Origin of the sequence: Alistipes timonensis JC136, from assembly GCF_900107675.1 — a bacterium.
In the GTDB taxonomy this organism is placed as follows: Bacteria; Bacteroidota; Bacteroidia; order Bacteroidales; family Rikenellaceae; genus Alistipes; species Alistipes timonensis.
The window spans coordinates 109,998-124,927 of the sequence record NZ_FNRI01000001.1 but is presented as its reverse complement, the minus strand read 5'-3'; the positions used below and the strand labels follow the sequence as shown (position 1 = coordinate 124,927).

11 protein-coding genes are annotated in these 14,930 nt (G+C 52.2%); 5 read left to right on the top strand and 6 right to left on the bottom strand.

The genetic code is table 11. The features are described from left to right. Nucleotides 1-19 precede the first annotated feature (19 nt). Nucleotides 20-499 carry a 2-C-methyl-D-erythritol 2,4-cyclodiphosphate synthase gene (gene ispF, locus BLU78_RS00515; protein WP_010258802.1) on the top strand — a complete coding sequence of 160 codons (480 nt, stop codon included), beginning with the start codon at nucleotides 20-22 and terminating at the stop codon, nucleotides 497-499. Nucleotides 500-548: 49 nt separating this feature from the next. Here the strand turns inward: ispF and BLU78_RS00510 are convergent, their stop codons facing one another. From BLU78_RS00510 to BLU78_RS00490, 5 genes are all read right to left on the bottom strand, one after another. Then, on the bottom strand, nucleotides 549-1,193 hold the full coding sequence (locus BLU78_RS00510; RefSeq protein WP_010258800.1) for a hypothetical protein: 645 nt from the start codon (nucleotides 1,191-1,193) through the stop codon (nucleotides 549-551). 2 nt (nucleotides 1,194-1,195) lie between these two features. Further along, nucleotides 1,196-1,738: a DUF4251 domain-containing protein gene (locus BLU78_RS00505; protein WP_010258796.1), complete on the bottom strand. Its 543-nt coding sequence runs from the start codon at nucleotides 1,736-1,738 to the stop codon at nucleotides 1,196-1,198. Between the two features lie 52 nt (nucleotides 1,739-1,790). Beyond that, nucleotides 1,791-4,607, bottom strand: coding sequence for an excinuclease ABC subunit UvrA (uvrA, locus tag BLU78_RS00500; RefSeq protein WP_010258791.1), 2,817 nt, complete (start codon nucleotides 4,605-4,607; stop codon nucleotides 1,791-1,793). Nucleotides 4,608-4,717: 110 nt separating this feature from the next. Further along, nucleotides 4,718-5,482: an amidohydrolase gene (locus tag BLU78_RS00495; RefSeq protein WP_010258787.1), complete on the bottom strand. Its 765-nt coding sequence runs from the start codon at nucleotides 5,480-5,482 to the stop codon at nucleotides 4,718-4,720. Between the two features lie 5 nt (nucleotides 5,483-5,487). After that, a complete protein-coding gene (locus BLU78_RS00490; RefSeq protein WP_010258783.1) occupies nucleotides 5,488-7,269 on the bottom strand; it encodes a CocE/NonD family hydrolase in 1,782 nt (593 codons plus the stop codon). 169 nt (nucleotides 7,270-7,438) lie between these two features. Here BLU78_RS00490 and BLU78_RS00485 point away from each other — a divergent pair, with 169 nt between their 5' ends. Together BLU78_RS00485 and BLU78_RS00480 are read left to right on the top strand one after the other, a co-directional pair. Further along, nucleotides 7,439-8,287: a CvfB family protein gene (locus BLU78_RS00485; protein ID WP_010258780.1), complete on the top strand. Its 849-nt coding sequence runs from the start codon at nucleotides 7,439-7,441 to the stop codon at nucleotides 8,285-8,287. Further along, entirely contained in the window at nucleotides 8,274-9,038 is a 765-nt protein-coding gene (locus BLU78_RS00480; RefSeq protein WP_010258777.1) for a class I SAM-dependent methyltransferase, read from the top strand. The genes BLU78_RS00485 and BLU78_RS00480 overlap by 14 nt, the downstream gene beginning before the upstream one ends. Before the next feature lie 240 nt (nucleotides 9,039-9,278). On the opposite strand, the gene BLU78_RS00475 is transcribed toward BLU78_RS00480, so the two are convergent. Then, on the bottom strand, nucleotides 9,279-12,479 hold the full coding sequence (locus BLU78_RS00475; RefSeq protein ID WP_044106097.1) for a sacsin N-terminal ATP-binding-like domain-containing protein: 3,201 nt from the start codon (nucleotides 12,477-12,479) through the stop codon (nucleotides 9,279-9,281). Nucleotides 12,480-12,776: 297 nt separating this feature from the next. Between BLU78_RS00475 and BLU78_RS00470 the strand changes: the two genes are divergently transcribed. Next, complete coding sequence (locus BLU78_RS00470) at nucleotides 12,777-13,697, top strand: IS1595 family transposase (RefSeq protein ID WP_010258770.1); 921 nt, start codon at nucleotides 12,777-12,779, stop codon at nucleotides 13,695-13,697. A 417-nt stretch (nucleotides 13,698-14,114) separates the two neighbouring features. Further along, nucleotides 14,115-14,927, top strand: a complete 813-nt coding sequence (locus tag BLU78_RS13910) for a WD40/YVTN/BNR-like repeat-containing protein (RefSeq protein WP_143029330.1) — start codon at nucleotides 14,115-14,117, stop codon at nucleotides 14,925-14,927. The last annotated feature ends 3 nt before the right edge of the window (nucleotides 14,928-14,930 follow it).

Genomic DNA, 14,930 nt, shown 5'->3' with positions numbered 1-14,930 from the left:
ATATAAAATACGGAAACCGATGGATTTCAGAATAGGACACGGATACGACGTACATGCCCTGGCCGACGGCCTGCCGCTGGTGCTCGGCGGCATAGAGATCGCGCACACGAAAGGATGCGTCGCCCATTCGGACGGCGATGTGGTGATCCACGCCTTGTGCGACGCCCTGCTGGGCGCTGCGGCGCTGGGCGACATCGGACTGCATTTCCCCGACACGTCGGACGAGTTCAGGGGCATCGACTCGAAGATACTGCTGCGGAAAGTCGCGGCGCTGCTGCGTGAGAAAGGCTACGAGATCGGAAACGTGGACTGCACGATCCGCGCACAGCGGCCCAAACTGCGGCCGCACATCGACGCCATGCGCACCGCGATGGCCGACGCAATGGGTGTAGACGATGACCGGGTGTCGGTCAAAGCTACAACCACAGAGCATCTGGGCTTCGAGGGACGGGAGGAAGGCATTTCCGTCTCCGCCGTGGCATTGATCTGCAAGAAATAGGCTAAGGGGCCTCACACGAACGAAAAGGCTGCCCTCGGGCAGCCTTTTGTCAATCCATCCGGTGATAACGCGGGTCATTGACCCGTTTGTTCCACAGCCATCCGACATAACGCATCGTGACGGCGGGCGTCAGAAGCGTCAGCACCGTTTCGCCCGTGACGGTCGAGACGGCGAAATCGGCGTGGTACAGGGCATCGCCGTCGGCAATGTTGAACGTGACCGACCACCCCCACTGCGTGCGTGCCGCCCGGTAGTCGCGGATCGACATCGAGTCGAAATTCAGCATCTCGACATACTGCGTGACGCCCCGCTCGGTGGGCAAATGCACCTCGACATGGTCGACGAACATCCCGAAAAAGAAATAGTCGGCATAGATCGAGCGAATCATCCCGCCGGGAATCTCCTGCATCGAGTTGGGGAAGAACATATAGTTGCGCGACTGGACCAGCGAATCGATCTTCGCGGCGTAGACCTTCGCCCGATAGGCCCGCCGCTGGGCACGGTCCATGCCCCTCTCCGGCTCCTCGTAGACGGTCGTGCGCTCCACGACCCGGACCGGAGGCTGCTGCACGGGGACGATCGTGGTCTGGGGAATGCTGTCAGCGCCCGAAGTCCCCACAGAAAACTGCGGGGACTGGGCGACGACCGGGCAGGCCAGCAAAAAGGCTGTCCCGGCCGCAAAAAAACGTTTCATAATCAATACAATTGCGAAATCGAACCCGAATACTGCACGGGGCTGTACCACGGATTAGTGATCGTGAGGTTGGCGCCGCCCGTCCGGGAGAATATCTCGAAGGTGAAGGTGTAGGTCGAAGCCGAGAACAACGACGTCGAGAAGGTCACCATCCACCCCTCATGGGTCTGTTCGGTGGTGTAGCCCTGCACGTCGGAGACCGTGTAGTTGAGAACCGTCACGTAGTAAGGCGGCACGTATCCCTTGATATAGGGCAGGCAGATGTCGATCGTGCCGTCCCAGACGCCGACGTTGAACGCGGGGTTCATGATCTGGCGCATGGGACCCGCGGGCTGACGCTGCATGGTCGAGGGATTGAACTGGAAATTGCGCGACAGCACGAGCGAGTCCATGAACTTCTCGTAGTTGGCGATGCGTTCCGCACGGCGTTTCTCGCGCACCTCGCGGCGTTCCTCTTTGGGCGACAGGATTTTCTTCTGCCCGATCACGGTGACGGCCGTTGCGGTAAGCAGCAGCCCCAAGACGATAATGACTGTTTTTTTCATAGCACATAAGGTTTGTTACGGCTATGACTGAACAATTTTTATGCCGAAAGCGCTAAATGCCTAATTTTGCGAGAAACTGCCCCGTATAGCTGCGTTCGCACTGCGCGATTTCGTGCGGCGTACCCGCGGCGATGATCTCACCGCCGGCGGCCCCGCCCTCGGGACCTATATCTATAATGTGGTCGGCGACCTTCACGACATCGAGGTTGTGCTCGATGACGATGACCGTATTGCCGCGGTCGACGAGTTTGTTCAGCACCTCCAGCAGCAGGCGGATATCCTCGAAATGGAGTCCCGTCGTGGGCTCGTCGAGGATGTAGAGCGTGCGCCCCGTGTCGCGCTTCGACAGCTCCGAGGAGAGTTTGATGCGCTGGCTCTCGCCGCCCGACAGCGTCGTGCAGGGCTGGCCGAGCGTCAGGTAGCCGAGGCCCACCTCCTGAATCGCTTTGAGCTTCTGATGGATATTGGGAATGTTCTCGAAGAACTCCACGGCCATATTGACCGTCATGTTCAGCACGTCGTCGATGTTCTTGCCCTTGTACTTCACCTCGAGCGTCTCGCGGTTGTAGCGGTGACCGCCGCACGCCTTGCAGCGCACATAGACGTCGGGCAGGAAATTCATCTCGATGGTCTGCACGCCCGCACCCCGGCACTCCTCGCAGCGGCCGCCTTTGACGTTGAACGAGAAACGCCCCGCTTTGAAACCTCGAATCTGGGCGTCGGGGGTCATTTCGAACAGCTTGCGGATGTCGGCGAAGACGTTCGAATAGGTCGCGGGATTCGACCGCGGGGTGCGCCCGATGGGCGACTGGTCCACGACCACCAGTTTGTCGATCCGGTCGATGCCCTCGGCCGCATCGTATTCCAGCGGTTGGTCGAAGGAGCGGTAAAGGGCTTTCGACAGGATCGGACGCAGGGTCTCGTTGACCAGCGTCGACTTGCCCGAACCGCTGACGCCCGTCACGCAGATGAATTTGCCCAGCGGGAACTCCGCCGTGACGTTTTTGAGGTTGTTGCCCCGGGCCCCGCGGATCACGATGCTCTCGCCCGTGCCCTTGCGCAGCGTTTCGGGGATCTCGATCCGCCGGCGTCCCGTGAGGTAGTCGGCGGTGATGGTATCGGATTTCAAAATGTCGTCGAAAGTCCCGGCGGCGACGATGTTGCCGCCCTTGCGGCCCGCGCGGGGACCCACGTCGACGATAAAATCGGCGGCGCGCATCATGTCCTCGTCGTGCTCGACGACGATCACCGAGTTGCCCGCGTCGCGCAGCTCCTCGAGACTGCGGATCAACCGCTGGTTGTCGCGCTGGTGAAGGCCGATCGAGGGTTCGTCGAGAATGTAAAGCACGTTGACGAGTTTCGACCCGATCTGCGTGGCGAGGCGGATGCGCTGGCTCTCGCCGCCCGACAGCGAGCGCGACGAACGCGCCAGCGAAAGATACCCCAACCCCACGTCCATCAGGAAACGCAGGCGCTCACGAATCTCCTTAACGATCTCCTGGGCGATCTTCCACTCCTTTTCGGACATCTGCGCCTGAATCGCGGGCACCCACTCCGAAAACTCCGAAATGGCCATGGCCGAAACCTCGGCGATATTTTTGCCGGCGACACGGAACTGCAAAGCCTCCTTTTTGAGACGCGTGCCGCCGCAGACCGAACATTTGCGGTAGACGAGGAACTGGTCGCGCCATTTCTGGCCGCGCTTCGAATCGTCGTCCTCGGTGCGGCCGATGTATTCGGCGACGCCCTCCCACGAGAGAAACTGCCGTCCGCCCGGGGAGCTGAACTCCGAGAGGTCGACCGTCAGCGGTTCGGAATCGCCGTACAGCACGGCGTTCAGCGCCTCCTGGGAAAAGCTCTCGACGGGGTCGTCCAGCGTGAAATCGTAGCGGCGGCCCAGCATCTCGAGGATGGCGAAGAGCATGTTGTTGCGGTACTTGCCCAGCGGCTCGACGGCCCCGTCGCGCAGCGAAAGCCGGGTGTCGGGGATGATCTTTCCGATGTCGAACACGGCCTCCTCGCCCAGTCCGTTGCAATGGGGGCAGGCGCCCTTCGGGGAGTTGAACGAAAAGGTGTGGGGCGCGGGGTCCTCGAAGGCCATGCCCGTCGAGGGGCACATCAGGTGGCGCGAATAGAAGCGCTGCTGCTCGGTGCCGTAATCATAGACGGCCATCGTGCCCTTGCCCTGCCGCATCGACTCCTTCAGCGAGGTCATCAGCCGGTCGCGGGACTCCTCGTTCACCGTCAGCCGGTCGACCACCAAGTCGATCGTGTGAATCTTATAACGGTCGAGGCGCATGCCGGACGATATTTCGCGGATTTCGCCGTCGATGCGGGCATAGATGTAACCTTTCTTGGCCAGCGATTCGAACAGTTCGCGGTAGTGTCCTTTGCGGCCTTTCACGACGGGGGCCATCAGGGCGATCTTGCGCCCGGCGAAACCCCCGAGGATCAGGTCGGCGATCTGGTCGTCGGTGTAGTGGACCATCTCCTCGCCCGTGACGGGCGAATAGGCCCGCGACGCCCGCGCATAGAGGAGGCGCAGGAAGTCGTTGATTTCGGTGACGGTGCCGACCGTCGAACGGGGATTCTTGTTGGTCGTCTTCTGCTCGATGGCCACCACGGGGCTCAGACCCGTGATCTTGTCCACGTCGGGACGCTCCATCGTCCCCACGAACTGCCGCGCGTAGGTCGAAAGGGTCTCCATATAGCGGCGCTGTCCCTCAGCATAGATCGTGTCGAAGGCCAGCGACGATTTGCCCGAGCCCGAGAGCCCGGTGACGACTACCAGTTTGCGGCGCGGGATTTCGAGGTCCACATTCCGGAGGTTATGGACCCGGGCGCCGAGTATTTTGATCGTATCTTCCATTTTCGTTGAGAAAAACGTACCGGAGGCCCCTTTTATTGAGTGCATGGGAAATCCGGCGCGAAAAGTGCGTAAAGATACGACATTTGCGCCTGAAAAACAAGCCGGGTGAATCACATTTGAATCCGGAAATCGTCGGCATCCCTCCAAGCGGGGAATTTACAGCGGAAAGCCTCCAGCGCATCGGAATCGAACGCCGCGGAGAGCGTCTGTTCGCGGTCGCCGGCCTCGGCCATCGTGCGGCCTTTGAAATCGACAAAGGCCGAATCCCCGGCGTAATGCCCCGAGGGGTCGTCCCCCACCCGGTTCACCCCTGCGACATAGCATTGGTTCTCGATGGCCCGGGCGCGCAGCAGCGTCCGCCACACCTCGCACCGCGACGCGGGCCACGAGGCACAGCACAGGATGGCGTCGTAATCCCCGCGGCAGCGGCTCCAGACCGGGAACCGCAGGTCGTAGCAGACGAGCAGCAGGAACCGGAAACCCCGATATTCGACCACCACGCGGTCGCTGCCGGGGGTGTAGTTCCGGGCTTCGCCGCCGGGCGTGAACAGGTGGCGTTTGTCATAGAAGGCGCACCCGCCGTCGGGCGTCACGAAATACATCCGGTTGAAGAAGCGTCCCGCTTCAGCGACGGCGACGCTGCCTGCGACGGCCTTGCCGTACTGCACGGACCAGCGGTGCAGGGTCGTGACAACCTCCCCGCCGGGACCGTCGGCGACAGCGGCGGGATCGAGGGTGAAGCCCGTGGCGAACAGTTCGGGCAGCACCACCACGTCGGCAGCGGCGGCGGCCACCAGCGGCTCCAGCCGGGCGAGGTTCCGCGCAGGCTGTTCCCACGCGATATCGTGCTGGCAAAGGGCGATACGCAGCTGCATCGGAATCAGAGTTTATGGACGGTAACGGACGAAGCGCGGTCACGCTGGTGGAAAAGCGTCACCCGGCAGGGACCGAAATCCGATGCCGTACAACTCCACAAATCCATGAATTGCTGGGGATTGCGCTCCATGAGCGGGAACCACGAACTCTGCACCTGCACCATGATCCGGTGTCCGGCGCGGAACGTGTGGGCAATGTCCGTCGTGCGCAGCCGCACGCACTCGGGCTTGCCCGGAACGAAAGCTTTCGGACGGGTGAATCCGTCGCGGTAACGTCCCCGCACGGCATCGCCCCGCACGAGCCGCTGTTCGCCCCCGTCGGGAAAGCAGTCGATCAATTTCACGACGAAATCGGCGTCCGAGGTCGAGAGCGCCGTTTCGAGCGCCGCCTCGACAGGTCCCACGAGGGTCACATCCTCCGTGAGCGGTTCGGTGACGAAGGTCAGCACGTCCCTGCGCCCTGCAAGGAACCGCTGGTCGGCAACCATATACTCCTTGGGACGCCGCATGCCGGAAGTTTCGACATAGGGCACGGGGTCGGCGGGATCGGAAAGGTAACCCGTCGAGGAGTTTTTGGCCGTGGGGCGTTCTTCCGTAAGGCGTCCGCCGTCGGCCAGGTAAAGGGTCATCCGGCGGGCCCCGGCGGGAGTCCAGCGATCGAACGTGTGCCAGCGGTTGTCGCCCGACGAGAAGACCGACACGGGCGGCAGGCGGTCGACGGTATCGCGGGCCCAAAGGTAGCAGTCGAAGAACGGCGCTTCGAAATTTTCCATGTAATAGCTTCCGGAGGCCTCCTCGCCGAAATCGCAGCCTCCGAGTTTACGGCCGTCACCGCACCACGCCCCGTGCGCCCACGGCCCCACGACCAGATGCGCCGGCGTCGGAGAACTCTGCCGCACCACGGCGCGATAGAGGTTCCACGCCCCGTAACAGTCCTCGGCATCATAGGTCCCGCCCACGACGAGCATCGCGGGACGGATATTATAGCACGCCCGGCGCGTGTCGCGCGCCCGCCACCACTCGTCGTAGTCGGGATGTCCGGACATCTCCTCCCAGAAGGCGTTGGGGGCCAGCAGCTTCGTCAGGTCGGCCCGCGTGGGATGTTCCAGAAAGAACGTGCGTTCGTCGGGAGAGAGGGTCAGTTCCCGCCGGGGCGTCCCCTCCGGCGGGGTGTTCATCGAATGGAGGAACCGCACGGCGTCGCTCAGCATCAGGATACCGTTGTGGTGCACGTCGTCGCCCATATACCAGTCGGTCACGGGAGCCTGCGGCGAGACGGCCTTCACCGCCGGGTGGCCGCTCAGGGCCCCCATCAGGGCGTAGAATCCCGGATAGGAACAGCCCGCAAACCCGACGCGGCCGTTGTTGCCGGGAATGTGTTTCACCAGCCAATCTACGGTATCGTAACTGTCCGTAGCCTCGTCCACGTCGCCGAAACCCACCGGACGGATGTGCATGAACTCGCCCTCGCTCCGATTGCGGCCCCGGACATCCTGCCGGACGATGATATAGCCCCGGTCGACATAGCTGCGCAGATAGCCTTTATCGAATGCGGCGGGAAATTTGCCGGCGCCGTAGGGGCCCGTGCCGTAGGGCGTACGGAAAATGATGATCGGTGCGCGGCCCGGGGCCTTGGGGGTATAGACCGAGGTATGGAGGTGCACGCTGTCGCGCATGGCGATACGGTATTCGGCCTTGTCATAGAGCGAACTGACAGGCTGGGCGCACACGGTGGCGGCAGCCAGCAGGGCGCCCCAGAGCAGCGACAGGAATCGGCGGAGTCTCATGGCAGGATTGGTTTTAGCTTCCCGTAAAGATAGCTTTTTCCGGCCAAAACGCAAAAAGATTCCCCAAAGCCCCGACAAAAGCACCATTTCTTCCGACTGGCAGGAGCGCGGCGTTTGGATTCGGCCGAAAATAAACGTACTTTTGTAGCGTATTTTTCAATAAACGACAATGCTCAGAGCAGGACGCACACAAACCCTCACCGTAAGCCGCGTATCGGAATACGGCCTATACCTCGTAGATGAGGAGCAGAACGAAGTTCTGCTGCCCAACCGCTATACCTCGCTGACAGACAAGGTCGGCGACCAAAAAGAGGTATTCCTCTACCACGACTCCGAAGACCGGCTGGTGGCGACGACCGAAACGCCGCTGCTGCGCGCCGACGAAGCGGGCTACCTGCGCGTGGTGGACAAGACGGCCCACGGGGCGTTTCTCGACTGGGGGCTCCACGGCAAGGATCTTTTCCTCCCCAACCGCAACCAGCAGGGCGGCATCCTGGCCGGGCACAGCTATGTCGTCTACCTCTACGAAGACAACATCACGGGCCGTTGTGTGGCCACGACCAAACTCAAAGGCTTTATCAACAACGACCTGATCTCGGTGAAACCCCGCGACGAAGTTTCGCTGCTCGTCGCCTCGGAGAGCGAGATCGGCTACCGCGTGATCGTCAACAACCGCCACTGGGGCATGATCTACCGCAACCAGATATTCCGTCCGGTGGCCGTCGGCGACCGCCTGACGGGTTACGTCCGCCGCATCACCGAGGACAACCGCATCGACGTAAGCCTCCAGCAGTCCGGATTCGCACAGGTGAAGGACTCGGCGCAGACGTTGCTCCAACTGGTCCGCGACAACGGCGGATTCCTCCCCCTGAACGACGACAGCGCCCCGGAGGAGGTGGCGCGGATGACACAGATGAGCAAGAAGGTCTTCAAACGCTCGCTGGGAATGCTCCTGAAACGCGGCGAAGTCGAGGTCGGCGAAAAGGGAATAAACTGCAAGACCCATGGCGAAGATTAACACTGCAGAGCGGGTGTCGGCAGAGGCTTCCGACAATTTCGTTTTCCAACGTTCGCTGCTGGCCTACCACGCTGCGGCAGAACGCATTGCGGGCGACGTACTCGAAATAGGCACGGGAAGCGGTTACGGCATCGAAGTCGTGGCGCCCCACGCCCGGCGGTTCGTCACCGTGGACAAGCACGTCCCGGCGCCGGAGCTGCTCGAACTGCCCAACGTCGAATTCCGGCAGGCCGAGGTGCCGCCGCTGGATTTCCCCAAGCAGAGTTTCGACTGCGTGATCTCGTTTCAGGTGATCGAACACATCCGGCGCGACGGTGATTTCGTGCGCGAAATCGCCCGCGTGCTGCGTCCGGGCGGACGTTTTATCGTGACGACGCCCAACGCGCCGATGTCGCTGACGCGCAATCCGTGGCACGTGCGCGAATACACAGCCGAAGGACTCCGGAAGCTCCTCGCCGGAAGTTTTTCCACGGTCGAGACCCTCGGGGTGTTCGGGGATGAGAAAGTGATGGATTATTACGAAGAAAACCGCCGCAGCGTCCGCCGCATCACGCGGTTCGACATCCTGGACCTCCAGCACCGCCTGCCGCGCCGCCTGTTGCAACTGCCCTACGACCTGCTGAACCGGCTCAACCGCCGCAAACTCCTGAAGCAGAACACCGACCTGACGACCTCGATCCGAATGGACGACTACCGCATCGACCCGGTCGGGGCGGATTGTTTCGACCTGTTCTACGTCGCCACGAAATAGCGGACAGCACAGCCTGTCAATAAAAAATGCGGAGTTCAAACTCCGCATTTTCATTAATATTCTTCCTCGTTGAAGAAATTTATACACGTTGATTATTAATGTATTATGTGATAGATAATGAAATTTGCGCAAACAAACCGTACTGTCTGAGACGGTCTGAGGCAATCCTTTTGATACAATAGGGCGTTGTTTCATGGAATAGTTTAGTTAATCTCGTGAAGTTTACGTCATCGTATGCTTTTATAGTAGTAGTTTTTCGTTTACCTTTTTCTCAATCTTTTCTATTAACTTATCAAACGGGACTCCAATTTCAAAAACCTTAGCTGGTATGTTACCCCTATATTCCGCGATCTTTATATGAGTTTCATCTGATTGATTATCAGTATCAAGAATTCCTTTCATTATGGGAAAGAGCGTATTACCAATATCCATTTTCACATTAGTTGCTCCTATAATTAATGATTCCGGCAGTTTAGTCAAATCTTGATTTTTATATGGCCGCAAATCAACACAACATAACGCATACTCGTCAGGATGCAAACAGGCCATATGTATCTGCCTCATACTCATGTGGGCTGCTTCATTAAAATCCCATTTACTTTTAACTTCCACAAAAAAAATGTTATGCCATGCACCATCCTTCTTCACACTCACTACAATATCCTGCCCATCCTGAATATCATCCACTCCAACTTTATCTTCGTTTTCTTTAGGAATAACAATCGATACAATATCACTTCCTATATGCTCGCGTAATACGTCTTCTATACGTTTACCTATTGTATGCAGATGATAAAATCTAGCTTTATTTGCAATTTCATTTTTTTGAATGCATTCTAGTTGATCAATAAGATTCTCAATATTGGCAATTTCGCTCAGTTTAGCGAGCCTATGCAGGTTTTTATCATTTAAATTATCCATCAACGAAAATAAACTTTTTTGAGCATCTCCTGTTTTCATATTAAATGTATAGAGAGCCTTTTTGTCATCAATCTGCCCAAACCAACCTTGCCACTCAGCTGATTCTCCAATCTTTAGTATTATTCTGCGAACGACTTTCTCATATTGATGTATATCTTGTTTCATATCCGCTACAATTGCTGCTTCTATTTCCTGTGCAATAGCGTTAGGCGTTACATTCGGAAATTCTACTAGAGTCTCAAATGCTGGATCAACCCACTCATTCTTCAAATCTTTATCAAACACATCTTGGTATATTTCCATCATCTCATCCGGAACCCCTCGATTAGATTTTAAAGAACTCATCATACATAACACAGAATTCTGATTTGGCAGAACTCCATATGTATCCAGTTTCTTTTTCCTATCATCATTGCCGTTGGGAGCATACTCCTCTAAAAACCTCAACAACCAATCTTTGTGCTTGTCGACCCATATTGTATCTTTGCAGCATATTCTTGACAAAGTGTAATCTAACAGCAAATTAAAAGCTGGACTATAGAAGTCTTCTTCATCTTCTTCCCGATATTTTATAGTAGCTTCTTGACTAAAGACTTTTCCATAAAATGTTGGCAAAACTCTCATTATCTTTCCACGTTGATTCTTAAAATCATCCAATGCCGATGCAGAACAAAAACGAATTAGTGCATACAACTGTTCATCACTTAGCTTATCACGGCTGTTCAGTATTTTATTTCGCCAAGAAGTGATGGTTAACGTAATAGCTTTTTGCAAATCTTTAGTTGAATAGTTATTTACTTCGCATATCTCCAAGAATTTAGGATCATACATTTTATCGGCATCCTCACCCATTACAGTACACACAAGGTTATATACTGTTTCATCCATGAATGCTCCATAATAGAGTTCTCCACGTTTTCTAAGTTGGCCATTTCTATTAGGCAACAGTGGATAATCCTCCATCATCTTACTATTCCCGCTATCTTTCAAGAACATCAAGAATGAAAACAATTTTTCGGAATTTTGTTGTATGGCTTGACAAACATCTGCCACAGTGATAAAGAACTCTTCATCTTTATCACAACCCCATCTGTTTACAACCTCGGACCATTCAATCAAATCCTTATCTGGAATAAGGATACCATTGCCATCTGCTCCTTTTACCATTGAAACATAGCTTGCAATCACTGGTTCATATTTTACTCTTTGATCATTATTGAGTTTACTATAAAAATCAGGATGCAACAATTTAACATTTTCTTCATTTATACTATGCTTTGAATTACCGATAGGTAGAACCTTCCAATTGACAACTTGATTTTTCCATAATTCTTGCATTTCTTTGTACAGAAGCTCAGTTTCATCGGTCTCACACACCTCAGGGAATTCCACATGACACATATCGAGACTTAGGCTCTTTGAATGTACCTCATCCCTATAATATTCAAAGATCGCCTTCATCATCTCCTCTAGAATCTGCACATTCTCTCTGCCTTTTTCTACACTATTCATAGAAGCCCCTGGAAGCATTATGTTATTACGCTTCTCAACTGGATAGAAACGTTCGGAGTGAAAAATAAAGTTTACCCCAAACTCCTCAGTACCGAGTAAAGGGAACCACAAAAACAAACTAGGAATATGCTTTACATTACCACATGAAGTCGGATATGGTGGTATAATCACTACATCACCTTTGTTTGATTTTAAGCTACTACATTCCAATGTATTGTCTTCTCCTGTGTTGTGGTTATATATACGGATAAATTCCGTGTTCAGTGTCCAATTTGCTAGACCAAAATTCTTTGTCGTACTCGATTTACTCTTATTAATAGTATAATGTTCATTGCTATACTTATTCTCAACCTCTACTTTATGAATAGTAGCATTGAGGACCAAGACAAAAGGGAGTAACCTAACAACGTTGTCTAAATAGGAAGAAACCTTCTCAATCTGATCTTTATTCAATTCATACCTGAACGATGTTAGGTCATCTATTATCTTTGTTTGTTGAGGCCTTTTCCAAAATTCTTTTACCTCGTCTAATTGTTTCTCCATCAAGGCAGGCCCCTCGTCTGAATCCACTTTTCTTCGGTCTAATTCAAAGTCTTTTATCTGCACATACCCTGTTATTTCATCTTTACCACGTTTCACAGCATATGGAGCAGAAACATATACAAGCCTATTAAATGTGTGTGTAGTCATAAAGCCAGTCCCATATTGGCCCACAGTCTCAGCATCAGCCCTGTCTTTTGAGCTATCTTGTTTTACAAGAGCTCTAAATGAGGTATAATCAAATGGCGTTCCATGATGCGAAAAGATAAGATTGTTATGAGTTAACTCTATTCTAATGACTGCATTGTCCGACACATCGCGTGCATTCTGCACCAATTCCCAGATGGCACGAATTCCACTCGTTTCGCTTTGACTTTCCAACCCTTGTATTATCTTTCTACAATAGCCTTCATACTCTAAACGTCTATCTTCGGACTCTTGCCATAATTCTTCTTTTGTCTTATTCATGTTGCCGCGTTTTATAATTATATATTGAAATGACATCTATATACTTTAATGTACCAACCAAAACATAGGATGTCTTAATGCAAATATAGGATTTTTCTTCGAAAATCCATATTCAAGGTAAAATACAAGTCATTAAAAGTCAATCATTATGGTTGGCTTTTTTCATTTTCTTTGAAAATTTTTCCGAAAATAGTGCAAAATCGGGATCGGGTGTAGTAATATATCTACATATAATCCAAATTCATTGGGATTCATTTAATCCAAACCGGAATTGGATTCGATTTACCAAATGCCACAATGATAAGGTCACTGATAGATTTACTGAGAAACTTGCAATCCGAGGAGGATTGTAGGCTTTTCTTGGAAAATATCAGGTGGCACGGAGTCCCGGTTTGTCCTCATTGCGGCAGTAAGTCGGAAGAACATTACAAACTGACCAATGGTGGTGTATTCCGAGGGCTATACAAATGCAAAGATTGTCGGGAACGGTTTACCGTAACGGTAGGAACCATGTTCGAGGGTTCGCATATTCCTTTGCAAAAATGGTTTATAGCGATATACGTATTCTTGGCCCATAAGAAAGGCATAAGCAGTACACAATTGCATAAAGATATTGCAGTTACGCAAAAGACTGCTTGGTTTATGTTGAGCCGGATACGTTATAACATCAGATATAATGCGGATATTGACTTCGGAGATATTACGCAGGTCGATGAAACATATATCGGAGGTAAGAACAAAAATCGGAATGCAGGCAAACGGTTGAAGAACACAAGAGGCCGTAGTCTTAAATTGAAAGCTCCTGTAATGGGACTATTATCCGATGGAAAAGTCTATGTAGAGCCTATTCCAAGTGCTAGCAAATGGGTATTGCATCATGTGATAAATTCACTTGTGCCGAAAGGAACTACGGTTGTTACCGATGGCTGGTATGGCTATAAGGGCTTGTCGGAAAACTATGTGCATAAGGTAGTAGACCATCATAGAGGCGAATATGTCAAAGGTGGTTATCATACAAACTCGATTGAAGGTTTTTGGAGTCAATTGAAACGTGGCATAATAGGCGTTTATCATTTGGTCACTCGAAAGCATTTGGAATTGTACTGCGATGAATTTGCATACCGATATAACACGAGGAATTTGACGGATGGGGAAAGATTCAGCCAATTCCTGTCCATTGCAAAAAAACGATTAAAATACCGGATGTTGATATTGTAATTGTCAATGTGCATATACATATACCAAACAAAAACATAGAATGATATGAATGTAACGACACTTTGGTATTGGGCACAGAATGCAGCCAAGACTAAAAAGGCTGTGGATGTAATTATTGTCGGAGCAAGCGGTACGATTGTAAAAACGACCGTGCAACCGAAATGATTGCTGAAATTCCGATTTTGCAATATCATCTGAAATGACTACTTTTAATGTCGATTTATACAAACCTTAAAAAACAGTTATGATTAAAAAGATGATTTGCATTGCGGTATGTGCTTGGATGTGTGCATCCTGCGAGAAAAATGACGGGGGGGGGTATTTGAACCGGTAGAACCACCTATTGAAAAGCCGGAAGAACCGACTACTCCGCCGTCGACCGAAGATTTATTTACAATCAAAATTAACGATGAGATTATGGCAGTAGTTGGAACGAATGACTGGTTTGATATTGCATATGGCAACGGAATATATGTAGCGGTTGGTGAAAATGGATATGTAACAACGTCAACCGATGGAAAAACGTGGACAACGCCGAAGCAAGTCGGAACAACCCGTTGGAGCAAGGTTGTGTTTGGCAATGGGTTATTCTTTGCGATGACCAATACAAGTTATTTAGCCTCCTCGGTAAATGGTATTACATGGACAACTCCTCAGAAAGCAAATGTAAGTGGAAGCGCCAACAGTATTGCTTATGGAGAGGGTAAACTGGTTTTAGCTTGCTATAGTGGTAACTTATGGACATCTACTGATAATGGTCAAACTTGTAACAATACGTATCATTATAGTTCAGATACATGGAAAATAGTAACCTATGCAAATGGAAAATTTGTCGCAGTAAGCACCAACGGTTATGCAATTTCTTCTGTAGATGGTGAAACTTGGGAAAACCGGATTTCTGCCATAAATAGCTATTATCCGCCCGTAGATATCGCATATGGCAACGGTAAATTCGTAATCGTTGGTGGCAAGGGCAGATTAAGTGCATCGGAAGATGCTATAACGTGGACTGGAACTCAATATATTCAGAATTTAGACTTTAAGTGTATAGTATATAGTAAAGGCAATAATGGTACATTCGTAGCAATTGGCAGTTTGTATGAAAATAGCAAATATGTCTATTATATGACAACTTCTACGGATGGAGTGACATGGACAACAAAAGAGCCACTCAAAGATGAGTCTGGAACGGCAGTAACATACGCATATGGAATGGTGGCAATGCCATAAAAG